This window comes from Prosthecobacter sp. (genome assembly GCF_014879935.1).
GTDB lineage: Bacteria > Verrucomicrobiota > Verrucomicrobiia > Verrucomicrobiales > Verrucomicrobiaceae > Prosthecobacter.
The window spans coordinates 1-25,360 of the sequence record NZ_JACSRD010000160.1; the positions used below are offsets into that span (position 1 = coordinate 1).

General features: G+C 60.5%; 19 protein-coding genes. 6 read left to right on the forward strand and 13 right to left on the reverse strand.

From position 1 onward, the window contains the following. The first annotated feature begins 592 nt into the window (after positions 1–592). The 3 genes from IAE77_RS15190 (at position 593) to IAE77_RS15200 (ending at position 3,401) form a co-directional block, all read left to right on the forward strand. The gene (locus tag IAE77_RS15190) at positions 593–1,786 is read left to right on the forward strand and encodes an AAA family ATPase (protein ID WP_294227906.1); all 1,194 of its coding nucleotides are present in this window, start codon (positions 593–595) and stop codon (positions 1,784–1,786) included. Next, the gene (locus IAE77_RS15195) at positions 1,783–2,385 is read left to right on the forward strand and encodes a DUF4276 family protein (RefSeq protein ID WP_294227908.1); all 603 of its coding nucleotides are present in this window, start codon (positions 1,783–1,785) and stop codon (positions 2,383–2,385) included. The genes IAE77_RS15190 and IAE77_RS15195 overlap by 4 nt, the downstream gene beginning before the upstream one ends. A 152-nt stretch (positions 2,386–2,537) precedes the next feature. After that, complete coding sequence (locus tag IAE77_RS15200; protein WP_294227911.1) at positions 2,538–3,401, forward strand: DUF3037 domain-containing protein; 864 nt, start codon at positions 2,538–2,540, stop codon at positions 3,399–3,401. 392 nt (positions 3,402–3,793) lie between these two features. Here the strand turns inward: IAE77_RS15200 and IAE77_RS15205 are convergent, their stop codons facing one another. From IAE77_RS15205 to IAE77_RS15250, 10 genes are all read right to left on the reverse strand, one after another. Continuing rightward, on the reverse strand, positions 3,794–5,767 hold the full coding sequence (locus IAE77_RS15205) for a DUF4838 domain-containing protein (protein WP_294227913.1): 1,974 nt from the start codon (positions 5,765–5,767) through the stop codon (positions 3,794–3,796). A gap of 17 nt (positions 5,768–5,784) precedes the next feature. Next, positions 5,785–8,745: a DUF4838 domain-containing protein gene (locus IAE77_RS15210; RefSeq protein WP_294227914.1), complete on the reverse strand. Its 2,961-nt coding sequence runs from the start codon at positions 8,743–8,745 to the stop codon at positions 5,785–5,787. Positions 8,746–8,764: 19 nt separating this feature from the next. Continuing rightward, on the reverse strand, positions 8,765–10,231 hold the full coding sequence (locus IAE77_RS15215) for a hypothetical protein (protein WP_294227916.1): 1,467 nt from the start codon (positions 10,229–10,231) through the stop codon (positions 8,765–8,767). Between the two features lie 245 nt (positions 10,232–10,476). Then, positions 10,477–10,905, reverse strand: coding sequence for a hypothetical protein (locus IAE77_RS15220; RefSeq protein WP_294227917.1), 429 nt, complete (start codon positions 10,903–10,905; stop codon positions 10,477–10,479). Between the two features lie 17 nt (positions 10,906–10,922). Further along, positions 10,923–11,936, reverse strand: coding sequence for a sialidase family protein (locus tag IAE77_RS15225; RefSeq protein WP_294227919.1), 1,014 nt, complete (start codon positions 11,934–11,936; stop codon positions 10,923–10,925). Positions 11,937–12,165: 229 nt separating this feature from the next. Continuing rightward, the gene (locus IAE77_RS15230; RefSeq protein WP_294227921.1) at positions 12,166–12,558 is read right to left on the reverse strand and encodes a VOC family protein; all 393 of its coding nucleotides are present in this window, start codon (positions 12,556–12,558) and stop codon (positions 12,166–12,168) included. A gap of 21 nt (positions 12,559–12,579) precedes the next feature. Beyond that, positions 12,580–13,449, reverse strand: coding sequence for a polysaccharide lyase (locus IAE77_RS15235; protein WP_294227923.1), 870 nt, complete (start codon positions 13,447–13,449; stop codon positions 12,580–12,582). Between the two features lie 22 nt (positions 13,450–13,471). Next, on the reverse strand, positions 13,472–14,164 hold the full coding sequence (locus IAE77_RS15240; RefSeq protein ID WP_294227925.1) for a hypothetical protein: 693 nt from the start codon (positions 14,162–14,164) through the stop codon (positions 13,472–13,474). Between the two features lie 30 nt (positions 14,165–14,194). Further along, positions 14,195–16,603, reverse strand: a complete 2,409-nt coding sequence (locus tag IAE77_RS15245) for a serine/threonine-protein kinase (protein ID WP_294227927.1) — start codon at positions 16,601–16,603, stop codon at positions 14,195–14,197. A 44-nt stretch (positions 16,604–16,647) separates the two neighbouring features. Then, positions 16,648–17,406, reverse strand: a complete 759-nt coding sequence (locus tag IAE77_RS15250) for a sigma-70 family RNA polymerase sigma factor (protein WP_294227929.1) — start codon at positions 17,404–17,406, stop codon at positions 16,648–16,650. A gap of 486 nt (positions 17,407–17,892) precedes the next feature. Here IAE77_RS15250 and IAE77_RS15255 point away from each other — a divergent pair, with 486 nt between their 5' ends. Next, positions 17,893–18,114 carry a helix-turn-helix transcriptional regulator gene (locus IAE77_RS15255; RefSeq protein ID WP_294227931.1) on the forward strand — a complete coding sequence of 74 codons (222 nt, stop codon included), beginning with the start codon at positions 17,893–17,895 and terminating at the stop codon, positions 18,112–18,114. Continuing rightward, positions 18,111–19,016, forward strand: a complete 906-nt coding sequence (locus IAE77_RS15260; protein WP_294227933.1) for an AccI family restriction endonuclease — start codon at positions 18,111–18,113, stop codon at positions 19,014–19,016. Before IAE77_RS15255 ends, IAE77_RS15260 begins: the two co-directional genes overlap by 4 nt. Here the strand turns inward: IAE77_RS15260 and IAE77_RS15265 are convergent. Genes IAE77_RS15265 through IAE77_RS15275 form a run of 3 tightly spaced genes read right to left on the reverse strand, consistent with a single transcriptional unit; the run spans position 18,916 to position 24,148 of the window. Then, positions 18,916–20,661, reverse strand: coding sequence for an N-6 DNA methylase (locus IAE77_RS15265; protein WP_294227934.1), 1,746 nt, complete (start codon positions 20,659–20,661; stop codon positions 18,916–18,918). The two genes, IAE77_RS15260 and IAE77_RS15265, sit on opposite strands and share 101 nt — an antisense overlap. Positions 20,662–20,710: 49 nt before the next feature. Continuing rightward, positions 20,711–22,006 carry a hypothetical protein gene (locus IAE77_RS15270; protein WP_294227936.1) on the reverse strand — a complete coding sequence of 432 codons (1,296 nt, stop codon included), beginning with the start codon at positions 22,004–22,006 and terminating at the stop codon, positions 20,711–20,713. A 51-nt stretch (positions 22,007–22,057) separates the two neighbouring features. Further along, entirely contained in the window at positions 22,058–24,148 is a 2,091-nt protein-coding gene (locus IAE77_RS15275; RefSeq protein WP_294227937.1) for an FAD-dependent oxidoreductase, read from the reverse strand. A gap of 84 nt (positions 24,149–24,232) precedes the next feature. On the opposite strand from IAE77_RS15275, the gene IAE77_RS15280 reads away from it, so the two are divergent. Further along, positions 24,233–25,351 carry a DEAD/DEAH box helicase gene (locus IAE77_RS15280; protein WP_294227939.1) on the forward strand — a complete coding sequence of 373 codons (1,119 nt, stop codon included), beginning with the start codon at positions 24,233–24,235 and terminating at the stop codon, positions 25,349–25,351. Positions 25,352–25,360 lie beyond the last annotated feature (9 nt).

Here is a 25,360-nt window from a genome sequence, read left to right on the forward strand (position 1 = left end):
TGGCTGATTTCGCCGGGTGGGCCTTGGGAGCCGTCGCTTCCATTGCTGCCATCGTTGCCGCGTGGGATGCGGAAGGTGAAGCGCACGTTTGATCCGTCGAAGATCACGCCCACCGTCGCAGGTTGACCGGGATCGAGCGTGTTCACAGCATCCACCACGGCTTGAGCAAAAGGCGGACCCTGCGCACCGTCGTTTCCGGGTGGGCCTTGTCCGTGGTGCCGCAGGCATAGCACATGCCTCCCGAGGCCAAAAAGCCGAAAAGGCAGCGGCAAACGGGCGGCGTCCAGCCCCGCCGACGCGTCGGCAGGACCAAACGGGAGGCGTGCGGGGCTGCCGAGAGCACTGTGCGCTCCTTTAGGATGGTAAAAGTGGAGACAGCGCCGGAGATATGCGTCAATGTCACCGCTGCACCTGAACGAAAGAGAACCGCTCCTACGACCTGAACCGAAAACATTCGCCCCCACAAACGGGCAAGCTAGACGTGCGCGAAGCCGCCGCCAAACTGCCCGAGCCCCCTACCGAACCCGTCGCTGAGGAGGCACTCGACGAAGCAGAAATCCTGAAGGAAAGTGAATCCGAAGAATCTTGAGCCATGCCTGACAATTCCAACCCGATCCTGATCCGCCATCTGGCACCGAAGAACTTTCTCTCCTTCGGCCCGGAGAATGTGGGCATTGATCTCCAATCGCTGAACCTATTCATCGGGCCGAATGGCAGCGGGAAATCGAATCTGATCGAAGCCATCAGCCTCATGCGGGCAGCCCCGAAGGAATGGAGAGATGTAACCCGGCGTGGTGGAGGTGTGGCTGAATGGATTTGGAAGGGAAATCCAAAGCAACCTGCTTCGGTCGAGTGGGTGGTGACTAAATTGCCCTGGGGGGAAATGCACTTGCGCCATGCGATGGCATTCGAGGTGGACATGCAATCCTTCGATCTGGAGGATGAACGAATCGAAAATGAGCATTCCAAGCAAGGGGAAGCCAAACCTTATTTCTTTTATCGCTACCAGAACGGTGATCCGGTCATCAATCGCAAGGATGCCACTGGCCCGCGAGGGCTGGCTCGTGAAACCATCGAACCAGATCGCTCGATTTTAGCCCAAAGACGCGACCCCGAGAGCTATCCCGAACTGGCATGGCTGGCGATAAACTACGAAAAGGTCCGGATTTACCGCGAGTGGGCCTTTGGTCGGAGTGCAGTCTTCCGCGAACCTCAAAAAGCGGACATGAGAAATGACATTTTGGAGGAAGATTTCTCCAACTTGGGTCTCTTCCTCAACCGGTTGAAAACGAGGTTTCCTGTGGCGAAGAGAGCCATCCTCGCGGGTTTGAAGGATCTTTATGATGGGATCACCGATTTCGATGTTTTCATTGAGGGCGGCACCGTGCAGGTCTTCTTTACCGAAGGGGACTTCGTGATCCCTGCCACTCGTCTCTCCGACGGCACGCTGCGCTACCTTTGCCTGCTGGCGATCCTTTGCGATCCCGAGCCGCCACCACTTATCTGCATTGAGGAGCCTGAGCTTGGCCTGCATCCCGACATTTTACCAGGGCTGGCGGATCTTCTGAAAGCCGCCTCTGAGCGGACCCAGATCATCGTTACTACACACTCTGACATTCTGGTAGATGCGATGACGGAGACGCCGGAATGCGTGGTGGTATGCGAGAAGCATGAGGGAAGGACCGAAATGAAGCGTCTCTCCGCCCCGGATTTGGCCGACTGGCTGAAGGACTACCGTCTGGGCCAACTGTGGACGAAAGGACACCTGGGAGGGACACGCTGGTGAGTGCGGCCATCTTCATCGAAGGCAGCAAGCTGGGCGAGGACTCCAAGGAAATGGATGTCCGCTGCCGGAAGGCTTTCCATGCCTTGCTGGACCCGATCTGTCCCAAAAGAAAGCCCAGCCTTCACCCCTGCGGTGGGCGGGACCGAGCCTTCAAAGACTTCCGAACGGCTCTCAAGCAGGGGCGCGCCACGTTTGTCGCCCTTTTGGTGGACAGCGAAGACCGCGTCGAGGACCTGAACAAGCCATGGGATCATCTCAAAGGACGTGACAACTGGGACCGCCCCAAAGGTGCGGAGGATGATCAGGTGCTTTTCATGACGACATGCATGGAAACTTGGATTGTCGCGGACCGTGAGGCTCTGAAGAGCCATTTCAAACACAAGCTCCATGAAAATGCCCTGCCGCCCCTAAACGATCTAGAGCAACGCGAACGCCATGATGTCCTGGCCAAACTGGAACACGCCACCCGCGACTGCCCGAATGCTTTCAAGAAAGGAAACCGCTCCTTCGAAATCCTGGGGAAGCTCAGTCCTGCGGTGTTGAGGCAGCATTTACGGAGCTTCAAAAGGCTGGAGGGTATCCTGAAAGGCAAGCTGTGAAAGCCTGCATGTCCCGCCCTGTCTCTCAGGCACTGGAAGATAGTGCGCAACGGATGGAATGGCGAGACCGTGACCGCAGAGAAAATCGCCGAGTATCTGCTGAATTGTATCCCCCACTTTGATCGTATGAAGCTGCAACTCCAACCCCTCCTATGAACAAGCAACCCTACACCTATACCGTGCTGCGCTACGTGCATGACATCGGCACGGGCGAGTTTGCGAACATCGGGGTGGTGCTGGTGTCTCCAAGCGCCCGTTTTGTGGATGCCATCCTGCGCCCGACGCATGGACGTCTGTCCAAAATGTTCCCCGGCATGGACGGGGATCACTTCCGCCGGGTAGTGAAGCACCTGCAAGCGCGTTTCGATGAGATCTCGACCCGCGTCCGTGAGGAAATGGATCTGTGCGAAATGCCCGACTCCGCGCTCGAACTGGCGCATAGGGTGATCGCCGCCGATGACAGCGCCTTTCAATGGTCGCCCATGGGCAGCGGCCTGTCTGCCGACTTGTCCGCGACGCTCGAAACCATCTATCAACGAATGGTGGAGTGCTACAGCGAGAAAACGAAGGTGGAAAGCCGGAGTGACGAGGTGGTCTGGCGGACCTTCAAGAAAGGCTTTGAGGAGAAGAAAGTGCTGTCACGCCTGCACCCGAAGACCATCGCGGTGGCGGACGATGAGGTGGCCTTTTCCCATGCCTGGAAGAACCATCAATGGCATTGCCTGGAGACGGTGTCCTTTGACCTGATGCAACCGCAGAGCATCAAGGACAAAGCGTATTCGTGGCTGGGACGCATGACGAACATCCAGTCAGCGCAGGAGAAATTCCGCCTCTACTATCTGGTGGGCGAGCCTCATCATGAATCCAGCCAGCGTGCCTTTGAGCAAGCCCTGAACGTGCTGCACAAGACGCCCGTCCCGCATGAAATCGTGCGGGAGCACGAGGCAGCGAGCTTTGCCGAGGACATGGCCGGGCAGATCGCCGCCCACGATGAGGAAGTGAAAACATCAACCTGAGCCGCTCATCTGATGCCGAGCGACACCAGCGAAAAAGGCCTCGAAACGCTGATCATGCGTCATATGGCCGGGGTGGATGAGGTCAAGCACCGCCCTTTCCACGCGAAACGGGTTCAAGCTTCAACCCCTCTGACAAACCGGAGACGTGGCATGCGGGCCGGAGTCCAGCCTGTTCAGGCGTCCCTTCTTTGGCTTTTCTTCCTCGCGCCCGGGGGAATCACCGGCGGGGCGATGCGGCGGAAGGGCGGCAAACTGACGTTTGCCTCTACGATGGGAGCGCTGGCGCGTAGCGTAAGTTGTCTAACTTCCCCTGTTCCGGGAACGAGACGGCACGCGGAGGGCAAACTGACGTTTGCCTCTACGATGACGATGGGGAGAGCGTGATGGCCTCATCAATTCTTATCCAGGCCCGCAGCGTCTCTGAGCATCTTCTTGCTGATCGGGGCGTCCGGGTGCAGGCCAGCGGCTCGCTCGGTGCTGTCCATGCGTTTGAAGAAAACGGCCCATTCGGGGAAGGTGGAGACGGTTTGGCGGAGTTCGGCCCATTGGGTGCGGATGCGCTGCTCTAGCTCCTTGTCTTTAGACTTTCCGGCCTCCCAGCGTGCCATGAGGCTGCGCTGCTCCACAAGTGCTCGGGCGTAGATGAAGCCGCAGCGGGTGAAGTGAACGCGGGCGGCGTGCTTGGCATCGGCTGCGGCGAGTTTTTCGGCTTCGACGAACATGGACTCGGCCTGGGCGAGCACTTCATCAGTGTAGTGCTCGTGAATGTGGGTGACGCGAAAACGGGACTCGATGCTGTCCACGAAGTGCTGGCGGGTTTTCTCCAGTAGCGTCCAGTAGCGCTTCATGGCGGGTGCGGCGGGTCCGTAGCTGCGCTGGTAAAAATCCTCCAGGATGGCATTTCCATCCGCCTGCGGATTCCAGGCGAGCTGGCCGACGAGATAGTAGTAGGGGGAGAGGTTTGCCCAGTTCTCATAATACATGTCGAAGAACAGACCGATGGTGCCGCGGTCGGCGACGAAGCGGAAGTCCTGCATCGTCTGCTGCAGCGGCACGTCGGGGAATCCCCAGGCGAGTCCGGCTTGATTGCCGAGATTCGGCCGCCAGACGATTTGTTTGGCCCGTTTCGCCCATTCGTCGAACTGCTGCATCTTCGGCTCGCGCTCGGCGGGGTGCCGCATGTGAAAGTTGTGCACGGCCATTACTAGCACGTCATCGCGGAGCGTCGTCTTCAGCGGGGCGGGATTGCCGACATCGCCATAGGCATTCATCACCACGAAGTAGTCGCGGTCGGGAAAGCGTGCCTTTGCCAGCTCGGAGAGCTTGTTGGCAAAGTTCGCGTAACGATCCGAAAGCGGAGGCCACTGTTCCGTGTGACCATTGGCCCAACTCATATTGATCAAGACTTTGCTCTCGGCGGGATCAGGGTCCCAGGCGCGTGAGCGGGGATCGGTGCAGTGGCCGCTGAAGTAGCCGTCATTCGCCATGGTGGGGAGCGTCTGCCAGTGCGGGTAGTCGGTGAAGCGCTGCTGCATTTCATCTAGCCAAGTCTGCCACAGGGCGGGCTCGCCCTCGCAGAGCTTTTTGCTCTCGGGATCGGCGGGAAAGGTGCCGCGTGTGCCGTCGGGCTGGAGGGCGAAGATTTCGGGCTTGGTTTGATGATATTTCTCCCACCAATCCTTCAAAGGATGGCCGCCCTCCAGATACAGCGAGTCGAGCAGGAGCCGCTGGTGCTTCACCCAAATCTGGCCGTCGGTTTCCTTCCGGCTGCCAAGGCCCAACTGAGCAAACACACCGGCCCGTGCACGGAACTGCGGATGATACCGGTAGGTGAATGGGGCGATGCGCAGACTCTCCGCGCCCGGATAATCCGTGCCCAGCTTGCCCGGATACAGCCAACGCACGCCGATGCGCTCCTGCAAGAAGGTGAACACCGCGTTGGCCGTGCCATACTCCAGTTGTTTGCCTTTGATGGTCTTGGGGCCGTCTGTGAACTCCGGGTGCTTCGGGTCCCAGCGATCCCGCCCGGTGATGGCGACGTGGTTTTCATTCGCCGCGAGGATGATTTCCTCGGGATGCGTGAAGGTGAAGTCCGTGCCGGGAAAAAGGCCATCGAGAGCCGGCTGATAGCCCACCCAGATCGCCTGCTTCGGCAAAGGCTCCGGCGCTCCCTCGATGATCGCCGGCCGCTTCCCGCCGATGACCTCCAAATGCTCCGCCAAGTCCGTAGCCGCAGCCCGCGTGTGCAGCGCGGCATCCTTGGCGAGGATGATCGGCAGCGGTATCGTGTCTTTGGACGCGAGGACGAGGTCAGCGGCACGAATTGAACCGCTGAGGACGCAGAGGAGAAGCAGGATCGGTTTCATAAATAAGCAGTGGCCGTTCAGCGTTGGCGTTTTCCTTCGCGGGCTTTGGTGATCTGGTCGCGGGTGGTCTTGTCGAGATTGAAGCTGAGCGCGGCGGTGAAATCGGCTTCTGACTTCGCCTTATCACCCGTTTCGGCATAAGCACGGCCGCGTGTGGCATAAGCCTCGCCTGCGGCCCAGAACGGCCAGCGCGTGAGGTCTTCACTGGCGAATTGCTCGATGAGCAATGCGTGTTTTCGCTGCGCGAGGAGGTTTTGCATCATCGCGGTCTTCTGGATCGCCTCGACGGGGATGCGGGCGGTGAGCGCATCGGCCTGCGCGGTGTCCTTCAGCTTCCCGCGGGCGATGGCGGCGGCTTGAGCGAGGGCGAAGGATTTTTGCAGGTCAGTGACCTTGCCATCCGCGAGCGCGACGAAGGCGGCGATGGCTTCGGCGTTCTTTTTGTCGTCTGCGAGCTTCTGCGCGGCCTCGGACGCGATGAGGAAGTCGGTGAAGTCGCGATCAAAGTCGAAGTCGTTGTGCCGTCCCTCGAAGAAGTGTGCGAACTTCGCGGGCTCCTGGAATGTCGCTGTGCCAGTGGGCGAGATCGCGGACAGCTCGCTGCCATTCGCCCGCACGCGCTGGCGGCAGATGTTGATGTGCCACGGCAGGCTCGGGATGGGTTGGCGGCCGATGACCTGATGCAGCGGATCATTGTCCTCGCGCGAGGCCGGGATGCGCATCTCGACGATCCAATGATCATTGGCGACAGAGGTGGCCACCTCGGCCTGCGAAGTCCACGCGGCCCAGCCCTTCTCCTCCACGCCGCGATCGTAGTCGAGCAGCGCACCGGCGGGATTCACCACGAGCTGGTAGTAGCTGTGCGCATCGGTGCTGATCAGCACCTCGATGCAGTCGCCCTGCCAGATGGCGGTGTCATCGGGCTTCGTGGTGCCGATGGTCGGCTTGTCGCCAGAACGCTCGTCGCAGCGAATGGCGAGATACAAATCCTCGCCACGCCAGCCTGCCGTCACCGTGGTGCCAAAGGCCGGCAGACGCCCCGTCTGCGTCTCGCGGAAGCGGAGCGAGCCCGTGCGCGCATTCTCCTGCCAGAAGGCGTCATCGAGTTTGCCATCCACTTTCACGACCGCGGGCTTCTTGCTGAAGCGCAACTGCGGAACCGGGCCGCGTTTCTGCGCGAGCTGCTCGGTCTTGCGGCGCAAGGCATTCAGAAAGTCGTCAATGAGTGCGATGCGCCGCCCATGCAGCGATGCCGGCTCGACTGTGGCCTTCGCCTTGTCGAACAACGCGAGTGCCTCATCGGCCTTCGCTTTGTCTTTGCTCATGTCCTGCCAGTTCGGCTCGCAGTAGTCAAAGAAGGCCTGCATCTCCTTCGCTGCGGGGCCGTAGAAGAGGCGGCAGTATTCCTCCAGCATCGTTCCGGCATCGAGCTGGCCGCCCCAATACGAGCGTGCGGTGAAATAGACTTGGTGATGATTGAAACCGAGCGCCTTGGTCTGGAAGCGTTCGCCAAAGGACAGCCACACATCCTCGCCGATGGAATGGCCCTTCGTTTCATTGATGCTTCCCACGATCGTGCGAGCCATGAAGGTGGGCAGATAGTAGCCCTCGTTCGTGAAGGGATAGTTCTCAAACATGGCGATGGGACGATTCGTCTTCGCCTGCCACGCCTCGCGAAATGCCCGCAACTCCGCCTGCGCGGCGACGCCTGATTTCGGTCTGCGTCCGCCCACGAGTGACACCAGCACGTTCGGCTCCAGCTTGTCGATGTTGGTCGGCGGATCGTAGTTCGCCCCGTAGGCGCTGCAGGTCACAAACTTGTCCGGATGCGTCTTGCCCACCTCCTTTGCCACACGGTTGACGAAATCCCACACATGATTCGACAGCGACCCACGCGAACCGCGTTCCGGCTGGTCCTTGCCTTGGCAAAGCGGGCACTGGCAGATGGACGTGAAACCATCCGGTGGCATCACTGACGCCACATTGTAGTGATAGTGGTCAAAGACGCGGCGCACATAATCTACCGTGGTCTGGAAAAGCGCCTCGTTGGAGAGGCAGAGCTTGTTCTTCGTGCTGCCGGGCTCGTAATCCCGCTTTCCGCCATAGAGCGCGAAGAACTCCGGGTGCTGCGCATACAACTCGTCACGCATGCACATGTAGGACAGGCCGTGAACCATCAGTGCTTCATACGGATCGCGCACGCCGAGCCGCATCATCCAGCGCGTCGTTTCCGTTGAATCGACGCCGCCGCGCGCTGAGAAACGCCGCATTTCAAAATCAGGTCGCACTGTCTCGTCGATCTTCGGCAGCGAGATCGACTTCATCTGCGGCACCACCTCCCCCAATTTGCCCGGCAGATACCAGCGCACCCCCAGCCGCATCAGAAAGCCGCACACCGCGTTCAGTGAGCCGCGCTCATCGTAATCCCAATGCTCCGCCGTCTGTCCTTTCAACGCCGCCTTCGTCGCATCCGGCGCACCGATGTCCGCCGGGAGCGTGAACACATGATTCGCCAGCCGCGCCTGCGGATGCCCGAGCGTGTTGCCCGTGACCTTGTCCCACGCCGCACGGAACTTCTCCGAAGTGATCTCCTTCCGCGACTTCGCCCACGGCTCGATCGGCGTGAACTCCGAGTCCTCGCCGATGAATGCCATCCAGTCCGGCCCGGACGCCAGACGATACGCGCCAAAGTTCAATCCGTCCGCCGTGACGCCGAGCTTCTCCGTGTGCGCACTGCGCCCCACAAACAGCTTCACCGCCTTCCCGCTCGGCTCCGTTACAATCGGCAGCCGTGCTCCGCTTATCTTCTGCACAAATGTCTGCAAATCATCCGCCGCGAGCCGCACCGAACGCAATGGCTTCTCCGCGATGACGATCTCGGCCCGTGACTGGCCGTTTTCGACGATGAGCGGGTCACCTGCTCGTGCAGGAACGATGACTCCCAATAGAACGGCGATGAATGTGAGAGTGCGATTCATGATGGGTTGGGCTTTAGGATCAGGGCTTTTTTCCCGCCAATTCGCCGAGCATCTCGACCAGGGCGTTCACCATCTTCACCGAGGCGTCGAGCTGCACCTTGTTGACGCCGATCCAGGTTTCGTAGCCGCCGAGCTTGTGCTGCTCGGGTGTGGGCAGGTAGCCGTGGGAACCGTTGGCGATGGAAATGTTCATCAGCGGCTGAATCGGGCTGCGTTGCTTCAATTCCAGTCCGATTTCCGCGAAGACCTCGAACGGCATCGCTGCGACGGCCATGTCTCCGATGCGGTGTGTCTGCACGATGACATCGACGTTCGGCGGCATGTCCGGTGAGGCATAGGCGAGCACGGTGCTGTAGGTGCTATACCGGCTGGTGCTCATCGGTTTGATGCGTCTCGCCTTCACGGACTCCGCCCACGCGACTTCGTCCTTTGTCGGATAGCGCCGCTCGAAGGTGAGCGTGCGCTGCACGGACGAAAGCTTCACATGATCGTGCCATTTCAGTGTTTTGTGAGCCTCCATCACTTTGCTGGCACACAAATCGGCCACCTCGCGGGCTTTTTCGAAGGGTTGATACTTCTTCTTCGGCTGTGGGCCTCGTTTGACCAGTTCGTCATCGGAATAGCGCTCCAGATTGTTCACGTCGCCGCTGGTGCCATTGGCCATGATGCCCACGAACGGCGGATCTTGATGCCGGTCCGCACCGAGCAGCTCGCCCACGCGGTCGGCGAAAATCGCGAAGTAGTCCGCCGAGATCGTGTTCTCCGTCACGCCACCGACATAGTGCAGACCATAAGAGGCCATCAACGAGATCGGCTTGCCAGAAGTCGATCGCACGGAGATAAACGTGATCTGCGGATCCACAGGGCCAGCGGGGCGAAGCAGACCTTTGTAACCGGGGTTCGTGTCCACCTTTTCGACGTTGTCATGCGCACCGTAGATCGGACCGCGCTCGGGCATCACGAACCATCGACGATTGAAGACCTGCGTCGGCTCCTCCGCGACGCCCCAGCCGATCTGCGCCGGCTCGAGCTGATTGTGAGCCCGCAAAACGCCATCGGCGATGCGCCGGGTGAGAAACGCGCTGTAATCGTAATACGGCTCGCCCTCGCGCTCCTCCAACCTCGCGCCGCCCGTAGTGTGCGAGTGAGTCGCCGAGATCACCACGCACTGCGGCGGGATGCCGGTAGTCTTCTCGATGATCACTTTGGCAGCAGCAGCCACTTCGGCCGAAATGTGCCGCAAATCGCACACCACGAGCGCCAGCTTTGCCTGTCCGTCGTCCAGCACGAGGCAGCGGGCGTGCAGATCGTCATGCACATGCGTCGCTGGCGGCCGGCTGGTGCGACCCACAGGCTCGGCAGCAATGGTTGGCGTGATGTTGCTCGTGGCCGCTCCCGCACGGAAAACTGGTGCTGCGGCGACAATGTCGAGTGGGATGAGTGCCAGACAAAGGCTGGTGAGAAGGAGCAGAGGTTGGGTGCGCATGATGCGGTTCTAACGACAGTCGAATCAGCAACTTGCGGCTCAGCATGGTGGGTTTCGTGGCTGCGACTGGACGCCATGACGTCCTATACCGTGAATGAGGGCCGGATGACTTTCAGGCGGAGATGGCGCCGACCGCCGAGCGTGGCGGAGACGTTGTCGCGGACGGAACCAGCCGCTGACGATCATATTGTCGTCCGCATCCGTCGTGCTGCCATCGTCAGCAGGCACGGGCCACGATTCAGGCATTAATCGCGATCTGTCGCTCGCACCGGCGGACAAGCCCACAAGAGCGTGAGGCCGATGATCAAGCAGCTCAGGCTGTCCATGAGCGTCCACCACAGAGGAAGCGGGCACTGCAAATCAATCGAGAGATACACCGGTCCGGCGATGACCATGATCCACCCGCAAACGCGCACGAGCGGCTGGTAGCGCGTTGGGTCCTGCGAGATGGCCCAAAATACGATGGCGAGTGCCACATAGGCAAAACCGGCGTTCCCGGAGAGATAGGTGACCAGCGGTGTGATGGGCTGCTTCCCATAACCCATGAGCCAGGCGAATTTTTGAAACGCGATCTCCGGAAGCAAGGCCCCGGGCAGCCCGGTGAGCAGGATGGCGATCATGAGGCGCAGCATCCAGCGCTGCAATCGAGGACGATTGGGGCGTGCGGTGGTCATGGGGGCTGCGCCTTCCATCATTTGGGCAAGGTGATCCGGGCCGTGTGAATGTCGCTGTAGCTTTCGCCGGGTGAGTCCTTCTTTTGTGCCCAGATCGCGATGAGGGTGCCATTGGCAAGCTCCGTGAGCGTGGGATAGCAGATGGACCAGCCGCCCACTTTCGCGGGGCGGTCGGCGAGGAGCGTGGGATCGCTCCACATGGTGCCATCGTCACGCGAGGTGCGGATGATCAACGGGAAGCGCAAAGGATCGGGGCCGGGATTGTAAGTGAGCACGAGCGTGCCTGACCGGGTGCGCAGCAAGTGCGAGGCGCTTGAGGTGGAGCTGAGGCCGGTCTTGGCTGTCTCGCTCCAGGTTTCGCCTTTGTCGTGGCTGATGGAGCGCCAGAGCTGGCCGTCCTTGGTGCGCAGCAGCATGTGGATCCCGCCGGACTTCGATTCCGCGAGTGTCGGCTCACCGCCCTGGCCTGCGGGATTCGCCACCGCGCCGAAGCGCCGCCAGGTGCCGCCGCCGTCGAGGGATTTCAGAACGCCGCCGCCCTTCGTGCCGCGTCGATGCAGAGGAACGAGCAGTTCGCCGCTGGAAAGCCGGATGCCATTCGAGCGCGTTGTGTGATTCGGTTGATTGATCTTCACGGGTTCGGACCAAGTCCGCGCGGAGTCGCCGCTACGCCGTAAAAAGATGTCGATCCCGGGATCGAAGGACGAAAAGAACAGAAAAGTGTCTTTCCTGGCCACGAACAGGGCAGGGTCAAAGTCCGCCTTGCCGTCGAAGTCCTGCAAAATGGTGGCCGCGCCCCAGGTGCGGCCTTGATCCGAGGAGAACGCCTGCATGATGCGCTGCGAGCCCGCTCCCTCGAACGGAGACGAAAACCACGCGGCCATCACGCGTCCATCCGGCAATGCGGCGATGCTCGGGCCGAAATTGTAGCCTGCGGTGTTCGCCGGATCCTTGGGATCGGTGTTCGTGTGCTGGAAGACGATGGTCCGGTCAGAGATGATGAGCGGCTCCTCGCCCCGAAGCACTGACATGGGGCAAAGTAGAAGAGAGGCGAGGAGTGTGCGTTTCGCAGTGCTGATCATGACGTGAAGGGAGGCGCAGATGGGCGCTTTTTGCCGTGAACGCAAAGGATGCAACATCTATCTCCACCTGAGCGTGTCGGGCGGGACATCGGCGGCATGGGAAAGAGAGGCGGCAGAATGCAGAAGCATCGCTGCTGTGAAGAGAGAGCGGGTGGCTGAGCTCACGAGAGGTCGTGGTTCATGATGGCTTTTGGTCCTCGAATGGCTCATCCCGCCGTGGTTCTGTTCCCAGCCAGAGGACGTTGCCGTCGAGGTCTTCAAACTTCGTCTCGTAGGCCCAGGAGCAGTTCCGCGGCTTCTGGCTGACCTTCACTCCATTCGATCTCCACGTCTCGAAGAGCGATTCGTCTTCACAGCCGATCCACACCCACACGGGTTCGGCCATTGTATCGCGCTGCGAGAGCATGATGGCGCAACCATCCCTTGAAACGGAACAGATGCGGGAGCCTTCTTCCCCTCCCCAATCGAGCTTGAAGCCGAGAGACTGCGTGTAGAAGGCCACGCTGCGTGTGAGATCACGGACGGGCAGGATGGGGATGGTGCATTCGATCTGGCGCGAGGAGGTGCTCATAAGGGAGGATGTAAAGGGCGTTCAGTTTGCGGGTGAGATGACCACGTCGTCGATCCACAAGCGGTAGTCAGCGGAGGCAGGCTGGGCGCCGCCGTGGTAGAAGTGAAACCAGGCGTTGCGAATCTTGAGCGTGTCCACATCGCGGAAGCGGATGTCGCGCTTCTCGAAGACCTGACGACCATTCAGCCAGCCGCGCAGGACGCCGTTGGCACGGCCTTTGCCCCCGGGCTTGGTGGCAGGCGTGTTGAGTTTGATGTGAAGGCGGATGTCGTGCCATTTGCCGCGTTCGAGCGCTTTGGAGAAATACCAGGTGTCGCCAAAGTCACTCTTCATGTCGGCGTGATAGACATAGAAGCCGATGGGAATGTCGCCTTTGGCGTCCGGTTTCCAATAAGCGCCGCGCGCGGACCACGAGTCGCTGCCATTGACACGGCTGCCCGCCGCACCGGCATCGCTGCTGTAGATGCCGCCGAAGCCTGGCAGTTTCCCGCCCTGAACGGCCTCAGTGTTGAAGTCGGGAGCGAAGCACAGCTTGTAGGACAGGATTGCCTCGTCCGGCTCAGAACCGGTCTGCGCGACGAAGTCGAACCCGAAGTCCGCGCCATAGTGCGTGCCTTGCTTCAGCGTGATGGCGAGCGCATTGCCAGTGGAAGGTTTGCCCGCTCCGCTCAGCGGCGGCGGTGTGTCTGGCCCGTGGTGCGGTTTGACCGGACCCGTGGTGCGATGCGGCACGATGGCGAGGTTTCGAGGCAGGTTGGGATTGCCCATGTTCCAACGCGTTTGCCAGTCCGGCTGCTCGAAGTCACAGGTGAACCATGCGTCGTCGGGTTCGCGGCCTTGAAGCGGCGCTGCGGACAGGAGAAGTGCGCTGAGGAGGAGGGAGGTTTTCATGGCAGAACGTGGTGTCCGGTTGTTACAAGCCTTTGACGGGCCGGTGGTCTGGCGTGTTTTCCCGCCAGGAGGTGATGGCCTGACTGATGAGGTCCATTTGTGCGGGGGTGCCTTTGGCGATGAGGCTGTTGGATGAGCCGTGGAAGCTGAGTTCCGGCATGGTCGCATCGAGTCTGGCCATTGCCATGCTGGTGCGGATCTGGCTGATCAAAGCTTCCGTTCTGGCGGCGCGTTCTTCCTGGTGCTGTTCGCTGCCTGAATCGGAAATGCCGAAGATGCGGCCCAGTGCGTAGATGCGCACGATGCTGCTGCCCGGCGAGGCGGCTTCGCCCTCCTGGACGGGCATGCTTTCTCTCAGAACACGAATGACGTCGGCGATGATCGCGTGTTGTGCCTCCGTCGCGCGGGCGACGAGCACGCCGGTGTCGCCATGCATCAACAAACTGTCCTCGTGCGCCGCAGGAGTATGATTGGACTTCAGCGCCAGGGAAATCAGATCCAGCGCGGTTCGTTGGAGCCTTCTCCCCTCATCTGCTTTGTGGCCGTGTGAGAAGAATCCGAGTGCGTAGGCACGCACCTGTGCCGGCTCTTCAACGGCTGGCGACTTCAACAGCAGTGCCGGGTGTGGCGGCTCACCTTTTCGGGGAAGAACCTCGGCGCGAAGAACGCCCATCAAGCTGAGAAGAAGCAAGGCTGGCAGCATGTGTGACTTCATGACGTGGAACGGATGGTGGATTGGGAAGCTTCATGGAGTGCGCTTGGCACCGGGCTGGGATCTCGCATTTTTCCTCATGGACTCGACGAGTTCATCGACCTGCTTCAGTTGCTCCGGAGTGGCTTTGACGATGAGCGCGCGTTCTCCCACATGCAGGGAGATGTCCGAATCGCCGCCCAGTTTCCTGACTTGCTCCAGCAGATCGCGCAGATCGGCATATTTGAGCGTGGCCGCGCTTCCGCTGTTGGTGAAGTCCAGCGAGTAACTGCGGACGGAGGTTTCGTTCCTGGCGGGAGATGCCCCGGCATACCCTTTCATGGCCGCGATCATCCTGGCTATGATCATGTGCTCCTCCAGGGTCGCTTTGATGATCAGCAGTTTCGATGCTGAATTCAGTGTGAACTCCGGCAGGCGGGTTGTTCCAGGAAACGCCTTCCGCAGGGCATGTTCGATCACGGCACGGAAACCATCCAGCCAGGCAGAGTCATTTTGGGAGCCTGTGAGGGCAAAATCGACTGCGTAGGACTGCTCAAATGTCCTCGCTGGTTCCTGCGGAGGGTTGCGATTGGAGGCATTGATCGTCTTTTCGCCTCCGCCGATCGTTTTGAACGGGTTTGATGTCTCCAGCCGGACGGCAACAGGGACAGGCTGGCCTTGCTCCGGTCGGAACTCGCCGATGACATACGCTCCATCGGAGCCGGCTGTGGGCGTGCCGGGATGAAAGGCCAGTTTGCCAGACAACGGGCCAGTCGGACCATCCAGTTGATAGGTCCAGCGGATGCCACGTCTGGGTGAGATGCTCCAGCGCACACCGGGCTCGAAACCGCCCGAGGTGAGCGTGACATCGAACATGGCGTCGAGATAGAGTGCCTTCGGCGTCCAGCGTTCCGGCGCATTTCCGAAGAGGAAGACGAGACCCGCATCTTTGGAGCCATGTGCCAGGACAGTCGCCTGCTCAGTGGTGATATCCACTCGTCCGATCTCGGAAGCAGTGACTTTGCCGGCGGCCGGCGGCAGCCGGGTGATGAGCGGCAACACAGCCCACAGCGCAGTGACGGCAAGCATGGCGACCAAAAGGACCGCGAGCAGCAAAAGGCATCTGCCGCGGCTCCATGGCTGGACTGAGATCGCGAGGTTCAAGCGGCGGCGCACGTTGACCCGACTCAGCAGCAGGACTGCAGCGATCATGGCAGCAAAGATTCCGCAGAGAAAGGCGGGCGAGCGGAAATTCCACGCCAGCGCACGCACGATGCGGTCCGGCCCGACGTGCTGGGGATAGACGATGAGCCACGGACTCGATAGGCCGATGGTGAAGGTCGATTGCGTGTTGTTGCCCAGGCGGGTGACATGGGGTGCGGCGAAGTTCAGCAGCAGAATCACGAATGCAGCGCCAAGAACCGATCTCAGCCAGAGAGGAAGCGCATGGCTCGCTCGGAACGGATCACGTTCTGCCCTTTGAGAGGCGGCTCCTGATTTCCCGTTCTCCGCCGCCGCCGCCTCCACCTGCGTGCGAAACTCTGCCGCTGTGGCGAAGCGCAGCCCCGGTGTCTTCTCCAGCGCCTTCAGCACGATCTCATCAATGCGGATGTCCACCTGCACGCGTTTCGAGGGCGGGGTGATGTTTTCCCTGGGCCGCTCGCCGGTGAGCATCTCGTAAAGCACGACGCCGAGGCTGTAGATGTCGGCACGGTGGTCGGCTGTGCCGTTGGCCTGCTCCGGCGCGGCGTAATCGGGGGTGCCTTGAGGCAGTGAGGCAGCCACTCCTGTCTGCTCTGTCTGCGAACAAACAAGCGTGTCTGTTTCACGATGGACGATTTTCGCGATGCCGAAGTCGGCGATCTTCACCACGCCTGCTTTGTCGATGAGCAGGTTCTCGGGCTTGATGTCACGGTGCACGATGCCGTGGTCGTGGGCGCATTGCAGTGCCTCGCACACCGGCGGAACGATGCTGAGCGCCTCCTTGGGCGTGAGGCGTTTGGTTTGCAGAAGCTGGCGGAGGTTCACGCCGTCCACGAACTCCATCAGGAGGTAGTAGAAGCCGCCAGTCTGCCCGTGATCGTAGATCGTGACAATGTTCGGGTGGCTCAGTGCGGCGAGCGTCTGCGCCTCCTTTTCAAACCGCACGGCAAACTGCGGATCGTCCGCACGCTCGGGCGCGAGCAGTTTGAGCGCCACGAGCCTGTTCAGCGACTTCTGCCGTGCCTTGTAAACCACGCCCATGCCACCGCGACCCAGGCACTCGATGATTTCGAGCTGCGGGAAGTGCGGGGCGAGTCCTTCGGGTGTGAGCGGCGGCAAAGCAGCGGCAGCGGCATCGCCGGGCTGCGTCGGCTCGATGATCTGAGCCATCAAGCAGCGCGGGCAGTGGCTCTCCGGCACATCGGCTGGCAGGGCGGAGCCGCAGTGTGGGCAGGTTCTGACAGCCGATGAAGTGCTCATGGCAGTAAACTGACGCGCCCCGGCCGAAAACCGAACAAAGTTTTTTATCTCCCCAGCGCGGTGAACAGGGTCTCCATCTCCTCTTGCACGGCGGCCGGGTCTTCCAGCGTGCCCGCCACTTCGGATTTCACATGCTGCCGCAGGCGCTTTTTCAAGCGGCTCACTGCCATGCGGAAGGCGTCGAAACTCATGCCACACGAGGCAGCCAGCGCGGCCTGGTCGCCGTGGCTGGCGTGCCCGTTCAAGATGCCGCTCACGGCGTCAAAGAAGGCCCCGCGTCCTTCGCCCGCGCATTCTGTCCTCAATGCGTCCATGCCGCGTGCGATCACCGTCATGGCCCACTGCCGGTCAAACTCAACATCTGGCGAAGGCTGCCGCGCATCGGGCACCGCGGCAGCCTCCTCATCGTCCAGCGACACCGGCGCCATTCCGCCGCCTCGCTTCATCCGCCCCGCGGCCTGTCGCTGATGGGCGACGAAGTGTTTGACCGCACCGAGCAGATAGGACCGGAAGCGACCACGCTCACGCTCCGCCGTCTTGATGGTGCCGCCGCCAAGCATCTCCGCAAAGAACGCATGGCTCATCTCCCGCGCCGCATCCGCATCCCGGAACACACTGCGAAGATAGGCGACGACGGGCTCATAATAAGCATCGCAAAGGTCCGCCAGTGCCCTGCGCCCGTCCTCCGAGTCCGCCTTGGCCAGACACACGCGCGTCCACCGGGTGGTGTGAAACGGGGCTGCGTGGAGAGTTGGGGGAGAGGCCGTTGTCATCGTCGCGGGATCATGCTGCCACAGTTCCATGACGTTTTGGAAGGGAAAGGTGACACCCGGAAGTGTGCTCCACTTTTTCCCCGAATGAAGACGGTGGAACCGGGCATGACGTTCGTGTTCGGAAGATGAAATCGGCGAAAACCCATTCGCAGACGACGAACGCCAGCTTCGCCTGTTCGTCTTCGAGAGCGGGACAGCCTGCAGGCAACTCGTCATGGACATGCGTCAATGGCACTGGTTCGTTGGAATGGCAGAGTCAGCGCCGATAGGCGGTGCGATGTTACTCGTGGCCACCAGCGCACGAGTAACCGGTGTCGGGGCGACAAGATCTAGCGACGCGAGTGCCTGACAAAGGCTGGTGAGAAGGAGCAGAGGTTGGGAGCGCATGTTTGTCCTGTGACTGGCAGACATAATGGCAACTTGCGGCGCGTCATCGTGGCTTTGGGCGAATGTCTGCGACCAGACCCGTAGTTTGGCTCCGTGGTTATTGTCAATGGCAAGTGGTAGCTAAACTCCGTGTTACAAAAGAAGCTCGGACAACGAATCGCCGCGTTGCGGAAGAAGCAGGGACTCACCCAGGAGGCTCTGGCAGAGGTGATTGGATGCTCAGTTGAGTTCATCAGTCTGGTCGAGCGCGGTGTGAATGCGCCCGCGGTGGCTGGACTTCAGGGCTTCGCAGATGCCCTGAAAGTGGAGGTTCGTGATCTGTTCACCTTCGAGGCGAAGAAACCCAAATGAATACCGCTTACCTTGCCAAATTGAGAGATACCGTGCCTGGAGTCATCGCGACTTTGGAGCGTAAGGGAATTGAAGCGCGGCATCTGGGGTTCGGCGGCGAAGGCAATCCACCTGCAAAGAAAATCACGGCGCCTACTGATGCGCGTTCGGAGTTCCTGGCGAATCGAGCGATGGGAGATTGGGCGGAGCACTGCTTGGCTCGCTCACTTCGTTGTGTGTTCCCGGACTTCAAGATCGTGCAGTATGGAAACACGGACCGGATTGCAGCCGGCCACCCTGACTTTAAGGCGAGGTATCTCGCAGGCATCGAGGAAACACGACGTTTCGGCAAGCGGCCCGACTTGCTTCTCTTGGCAGGCAATGTTGCCGCTCCAGACGATATTTCAGAACTGAGCCATGCTGACAGTGACGCCTTCGTGAATCAGGGGATCGCATCCATCGAAGTGCGCTCCAGCAAATTCGAGGCGCTGACCTACATGCGAGTTCGTCAACTGCAGCGTGAGGCTGGCAACAAGGCCGCACGCGAGACGCCGAGCTTCACTGTGAAGGTGGAAGACCTCATCATCGTGTATCGCTGGCTGGAGCGTTATGGCGTGGTGCAAAGCTACTGTCAGGTGTTCTTCGATTCGATCTTCGCCATCAACTTCCTCGACATCTTTTCCATCATCTCCAGCGGCTCTGGTTTCACAATCGAAACACCCGCCAAGAGCCAGGAGAAGGCTACGATCATGATCCCGATCACTTGCGGTGCCAAGATCGGCACAGCTATGGAACTGCCTCGTTTTGAGGCCGAGCACCGTGTCACTGAACTGGGGCGGCACGACGCTTTCGTGGTGCCGACTGGCGGAGGTTTCTCGCTCGACGCTGAAGCGACCCGGCGGGTGCTTCTGCCTGCTGTGTAGCCACGGCGGGATTGATTACGGGCAAGCCTAGAAGCTCTGCAACCATCTGGTCCATGATTCGACGACGTTCGTCATCTGGCACTGACTCAAGCTCGATCAGACGAGCGGTGAGCTGTTTTGCCTGTTCCATCGTTTGCGCAGGCAATGTCGGGCAAGGCATGGCTTCCACATCCTTTGGTTCAAGCTTGTTCAAACCGTCGCCATAGAAGCGGTTCACTTGAGAGAAGGCGATACGGCCCCATGAGCTGTTGAGAAACAAGACGAGCAAAGGCGCAAGACCGATGTGGCCGTCGCGAGCATACAGACCGTGGAAACAAGTTAGATTCTTCGCTCCCGAGGTGTTGAGGATGAACTTTACGGTCTCACGCGAGAACACAGCAACCCACACATCTGCCACAGCACGGTTCTCAGGCTGATACCAAACAGGACGATGGCTTGGCAGATGTCGCTCATGAATCCCAAGCTCTTGACCCACGCGAAGATAGGAGTCGAGTTCAGCCCCATTCGACCGCGGACTGAGCAGGAAGCATCTCCGATCAGAGTTTGCCAATTGGGCCAGCTTGTGAACAGTGAAAACAAGACCATCGGCATCGGTCGCCTTTGTAATGCAAGGCTCAATGTGCTCTTGCGACAGCCGATGCTCGTGCAGAAGCGATTCGTTAAGGCAGAAGAAGTCGTTGGCCCCCGTCGCGATGCCTCGCCGACACTGAAAGTAATCGCCAATCTTTTGAGTCAAATGATGTGCATGATTCGAGGGCCCGTCCTTCAGCAGGGCGTTCAGCCACTTCTCGTGTGGATCGAAGGTGCGCAGATCGTGAATGGCATGAGTGGATGCCTTCACTGGTTCTCCAAGCAGCTCGCCAACGAAATCCACCGCCGCTTCAAGCGACGATGCCTTGATGGCTTTGATGGGGCGGTCTTTAGCGCCACCACGCTCCAGAAAAATGATCGAGCTGGTCGTCAGCGCATCGGCAAACAAGTTCAACTCCGGCGCAAAGACAACCACACCCGCAGGACGCATTTCGTTGAGCAATTGCTCTTTGATCTCCTCTCCGAAGTTCGCGTTCATGAACTCCGCCGGCAGCAGCACCGCTGCCCGACCACCGGACGCCAAGTCGTCCCAAATCTTGAGCAGAAAAATCGCATATAGGTTCGTCAGCCGATCCAGTGGCACACCGAATCGCTCATCAAAGTAACGCCACTCGGCTTCCGAGTATTCAAGTCGCTGTGACTTCACATAAGGCGGATTGGCAATGATGCCCGAGAACTGCCCCGAATCGGCGAACAGGTAATCCGCAAGAATCAGCTTTGTGCCGTGCGGTGCCGTGTGTCTTGCCTGCTGAAAGGTATCCTCATCCCGCTCCACGCCCACCATCTTGGCGCCTTCATGAAGGTCAGCACAAGCATGGAGCAAGTTTCCCAACCCCGCCGCCGGATCGAGCACGATTTCCGGCTCGGAGGACATCACCCACCGGGCCATGAGCGCGGCTACGGCAGGAGGCGTCGGCACTTGGCCCAGTCGTTTCGTCTCCCGCTGCCACAATTCGCTCGAAGCCACCTCACAAGCCGACCCGGCCGCAAACTCGACCCGTCCTGGGTCGAGATACAGCGAGAGAAATGTCTGGCCTTCTTGGAGCTTCATCATGGGTTAGCTACACGGAGTTAAACTACGAGTCAAGGGCCTGGAGCTGGCCTCACGGCACCATCGTGATGTCCTTCCGCAGTTTCAGGCGGCCGAGCTTGTGTTCGCCGATGAGCCAGACTTGCAGCTTGCCGGGCTTTTGGAGCAGATTCGCGGGAATGGTGAGTGATCCGGTGCGGCGTTGCTCGTCGGTGAGGAAGAGTGGATGGCGGCCATAGCTGTCGGCCTCGTTCCAAAGGTAGATGACGATGGGTTTGATGTTCTCCGTGCTGAAATGGACCTGCCAGCCGCCCTTCATCGACACTTTGTCCTTCGGCAGCGTGAGCTGGAGATCACACACGGCGAACTCACATGCCTGACTGGGCTTTCCATCGCGATGAATGACCTGCGCGGTGTAATCGCCGCAGGTGTCCAAGGTGCGCTCATGCACGCCGGGACCTTCGAGTGCGATTTCCTCCACCACCTGGTTGCCGCGACGGATGACGAGCGACTTCACACCGAGCTGATCGCGATCCATGACGTTGAACTTCACGGGCTTTCCCTTCTGATACGGCACCCAGTCGCCGAGATCGAGGAGCAGGGAGCGATTGATCGTCGGCTTCACAGCGTCGGCCTCGTAGTTCGGGAAAAGCAACGGTTCGGAGCGATTCGCGCCGCGCCAAGCCTCGCGATCCGTGATGCGAAAGAGCTGCTTGTTGCGCGAGGCGAGATGCGAGTTGAAGGCGGCGGCGCTGCGCTCCGTCGTGGCGGTGGTCGGCGGGCGGCTTTCCTCCACGCGCACGGAGATCACGCGACCAGCGGCATCCTTGGTGACCGCTGTGACCATCTCCACATGCGAGCCGGAGGTCGCAGTGGCATGCGGCGTGTAGATCACATCACCCGCCTGCGCGGCGTCCGCAGACTGCGGCTCGACCAACCGGATGCCGTCGCTGATTTGCGGACCATAGCGGCGGCTCACCTCCCAGATCCCGCAGCCCAGCGCGTAACTGGTGTAGGCGGAGCAAACGCTGCCGTAATAAGCGGCGGCGTTCGAGACCTTGCCTGTGAGGTTCTCCGTGTAGAGCACGCTCTGCGGATTCTCCACCGCCGCGAGAAACGTGCGCACTCCGATGTCAAAACCGATGTAGCGCCCCTCCGACCGCACGCTGGAGTAAGGCACACCGACGTTCTCCTTCCCCACTTCAAAGAACCCGCCCTTCCGGTTCGGCATCGTGCCCGCGACCGGCGTCCATCGCACCTGGGAGAGAATGCGGGCGCGATCCACCGTGCTTTGCAGCACCGCATCGGATGAAGATGGCTCAGCCGCATGCAGCACGCTGACGACGAACAGGAAGAGGACCGTTTTCATGAGTTGGAGTGCAGGCTTTAGCCGTGGTTTGGGAGGAAAGGATCAGATCGGCTAAAGCCTCGGCTCCAACGCACCAAACGGCTGTGGATCATTCAAATCGGGAATGCCATCCGCATCGGCGTCATCGAGCTTTTGGCGTTCCCAGGGCTTGGCGGGCACTTTTTCGAGCTTTTGCCAGAGTTGGGCCGCGAACTGGCCTCGCGTGAGTTTTTCGTCCACGGGCATTTCGAGGCCGCAACGGCTCAAGAGATCCTTTTGCCAGTCAGAAGCCGCCGGAGCATCGGGTTGGAAGTCCACTTCGTCTCTCGCGGTGGGAATGAGGCCGCGAGCACTCAGGCGATTGATCGCGACAAACGCGGCGTGATCCGCAGGAAGGTCACGCCAGGGCCAGAGGAGCATCGGAGTGCCCTCCGTGCCGCCGCAGAGGGCGTGCTGGACTTCTTCGAGGTGCGCACGGCTCCACGCGAGATCGCGCGGCTGCTTTTGATGCTTCAATGCCAGCACTGCCAGCGCACCAGCGGCCTGACCGATGTGCACGCGATGATCGTGCAGACGCACAGCGCTGCTCACGATGCTGCTGAAGCCCACGTTGCCCTGTGCACCGATCAGTCCGTCCATCTTCACCGGGATGACACTGCGGAGCGGGAAGACGCTGCGCTCGCTGAGTTGGTGGATGTCGCGACCGGGCTTGCCGTAGTGCGTCCATGGGCCGGAGTCGCCCTCGCTTTTCAAATAGGTGCGGCCGGTGTCGTGGAAGTCGTAGTGAAACTGCCATGCTAAGACGCCATCGGGATACATGACGGTGGCAAAGGTCTCCTTCGCGGCCTTGGCAGCCTCGCCCATGAGGCTGTCCTGCTCGCGCATCATGTAGAGTGCTTTCAGCCGCAGGCTCTCGCGGATGTAGGGCTTCATCGGCAGGCGATCCGGCGTGCCAAACTCCGCGCTGAGGTGGTAATGACGCAGGCTGTTCGCTTTATCGGGCGCACGATCATGCACCGTCGTCTGCAAATGATGCAGCAGGCCGAGTGAGTGCGCCTTGCAGTCCTCGAACACGATCTGGCGCTGCTCGCGGCTCATCAAAACGAGGTTCTTCATCGACGCACCGCGCTCTGTGGCCTCCAGGGCATCGCACACATGACGCGGCAGGCGCTCCAGCGGGTAGTCCTGGCCGTTCGAGTAGCAAATGAGGGCGCTGGTGATGCCATCGCGGCTCGTCGTGCCCTCGACAATGCGGCGCATGCCGAGGATGGTGCCTTGCCGTTTGCTCTCTGTGCCTTTGGCGGGCCATGGCGAGTTGTTGCCGGTCTTCACGGGCTGCTCCCATTTCAACTTCGCCGCTTCTTTGCGGCCAAACGATGTGGCACGCAGGTAGCGGCGCTCATCGTAATGCCGTGGCGCGGGAATCGGCGTGTCACTTTGGCTTTCCTCGACAATGAGCGTCCACGTGAGCGGATTCATCTCGTTCGGTGGATTCGCCGCAACATCCGCCTGCGCATGAGGCTCGCCGTAGCGTGACTTCGGATCAGGCCCGACCTCGAACTCGGTGCCGCTGAGTTGCACCACATCACCCCAATCACTCGCATCAATTGTAAGCGCGGCTTTCACCTCCAGCGTCTCGCCTTTGTCCGAACGAAACGTCATGCCGGTGACCTTCCCGTCCGACTTCATTGCCGCGACGGGAATGTGATTCAGCTTCAGCGTCACCTGACCGCTGCTGACGTAAGGCTGCAGCATCTCGTGAAAAATCGCCTCCGCCTCGGCCGGACGAAACGTCGTGGGGCCGTGCATCGGCTTCCCCGGCATCGGCGAGCCGTATTTCTTCGTGTTGAAGGCCTCGATGCGGTCCATCAGCTCCTTGAACAGGCCGAAACGATGAAACGAGCGCTTCATCGGATGCCACGCCGGTCCCCAGCCAACCTTGCCCGTGCCCTTGCTCTCATCCACGCACACCAGTCCCTGCTCCGTGTATTGCCCGCCGAGCCACGGCCCGTCATGCACGACCGTGATTGACTTGCAGCCCATGCGCGCCGCCTGAATCGCCGCGGCCCATCCCGACTCAGTTCCGCCGACGATGAGGAGATCGGTGTGCAGCGTCTCCGCGGAGGCGAGGGAGGTGAGGAGCAGGAAAATGAGCGGTTTCATGGGCAGGCTGCATGAACGTGCCGGGAAGGGGCCTTCATCGTCTTTCTTGCTGGTGTTTTGCCGCTTTGTGATGAATGGCACGGCATGTCGCATCCCTTCAAAGAACTCGGAATCCCAGAGGACATAACCCGTGGCCTGGAGGATCTCGGAATCGTGACACCGACGCCGGTGCAGAAGCAGGTCATCCCGTTTCTCGTGGAGAAGGGCGGGGATTTGATCGCGCAGGCTCAGACGGGCACCGGAAAGACGGCGGCGTTTGGCCTGCCTTTGCTGATGAAGATGAACACGAAGCATCGCGACATCCAGGGGCTCGTCCTGGCTCCGACACGCGAGCTGGCAAAGCAGATCGGCAAGCAGCTCTTTCGATTCACCAAATACACGGACAAAATCTTCATCGAGGTGGCCGGCGGCGGCGACAACATCGACCAGCAGATCGAGCGGCTGCAGCGGCCGACGCACATCCTGGTCGCCACACCGGGGCGTTTGCTTGATCTGGTCGAGCGGGATGCGCTGACGCTCGAGTTCGTGCGCTATCTCGTGCTGGATGAGGCGGACGAGATGCTGAGCATGGGCTTCAAGAAGCAGCTCTCGGAAATCCTGAAGCTGGCGGCCATGCGTCGCAGCACGTGGCTGTTTTCCGCCACGTTTCCGGACGCGATCCAGCAACTGATCAAAGGCTGCATGTCTGCGAACGCGCATTCGATCCAGATCGACACGGAGCAGATCGTGAACCGCGACATCGATCACCGCTTTGCCATCTGCAAGCGGGCGGAGAAGACCGCCTTCATCGCAAACTTCCTCAAACGCCGGAAGGGGGAGCGCGGGCTGATCTTCTGCCGCACAAAGCACGGCGCGAGCGCGTTGTGCCAGGAACTGAAGGAGATCGGCCTCGCCGTCGAAGTGATCCAGGGCGACCTGATGCAGAAGGAGCGCGACAAGGTGATGCGGGCGTTCAAAAAGCAGCGCGTGCAGTTCGTCGTGGCGACGGATGTGGCGGCGCGAGGCATCGATGTGGCTGGATTGACGTTTGTGATCCATCACCAGCTTCCGGACCAGATCGAGTATTACACCCACCGCAGCGGCCGCACGGCGCGTGCGGGGAACAAAGGCATGTCGCTGGCTCTCATCGAGCCGAACGAACGGCCGGCGCTGACCGAACTGGAGAACAAGCTGCGGGTGAAATTCAGCGAGTGGCGGCGGTGATGCCGGTGA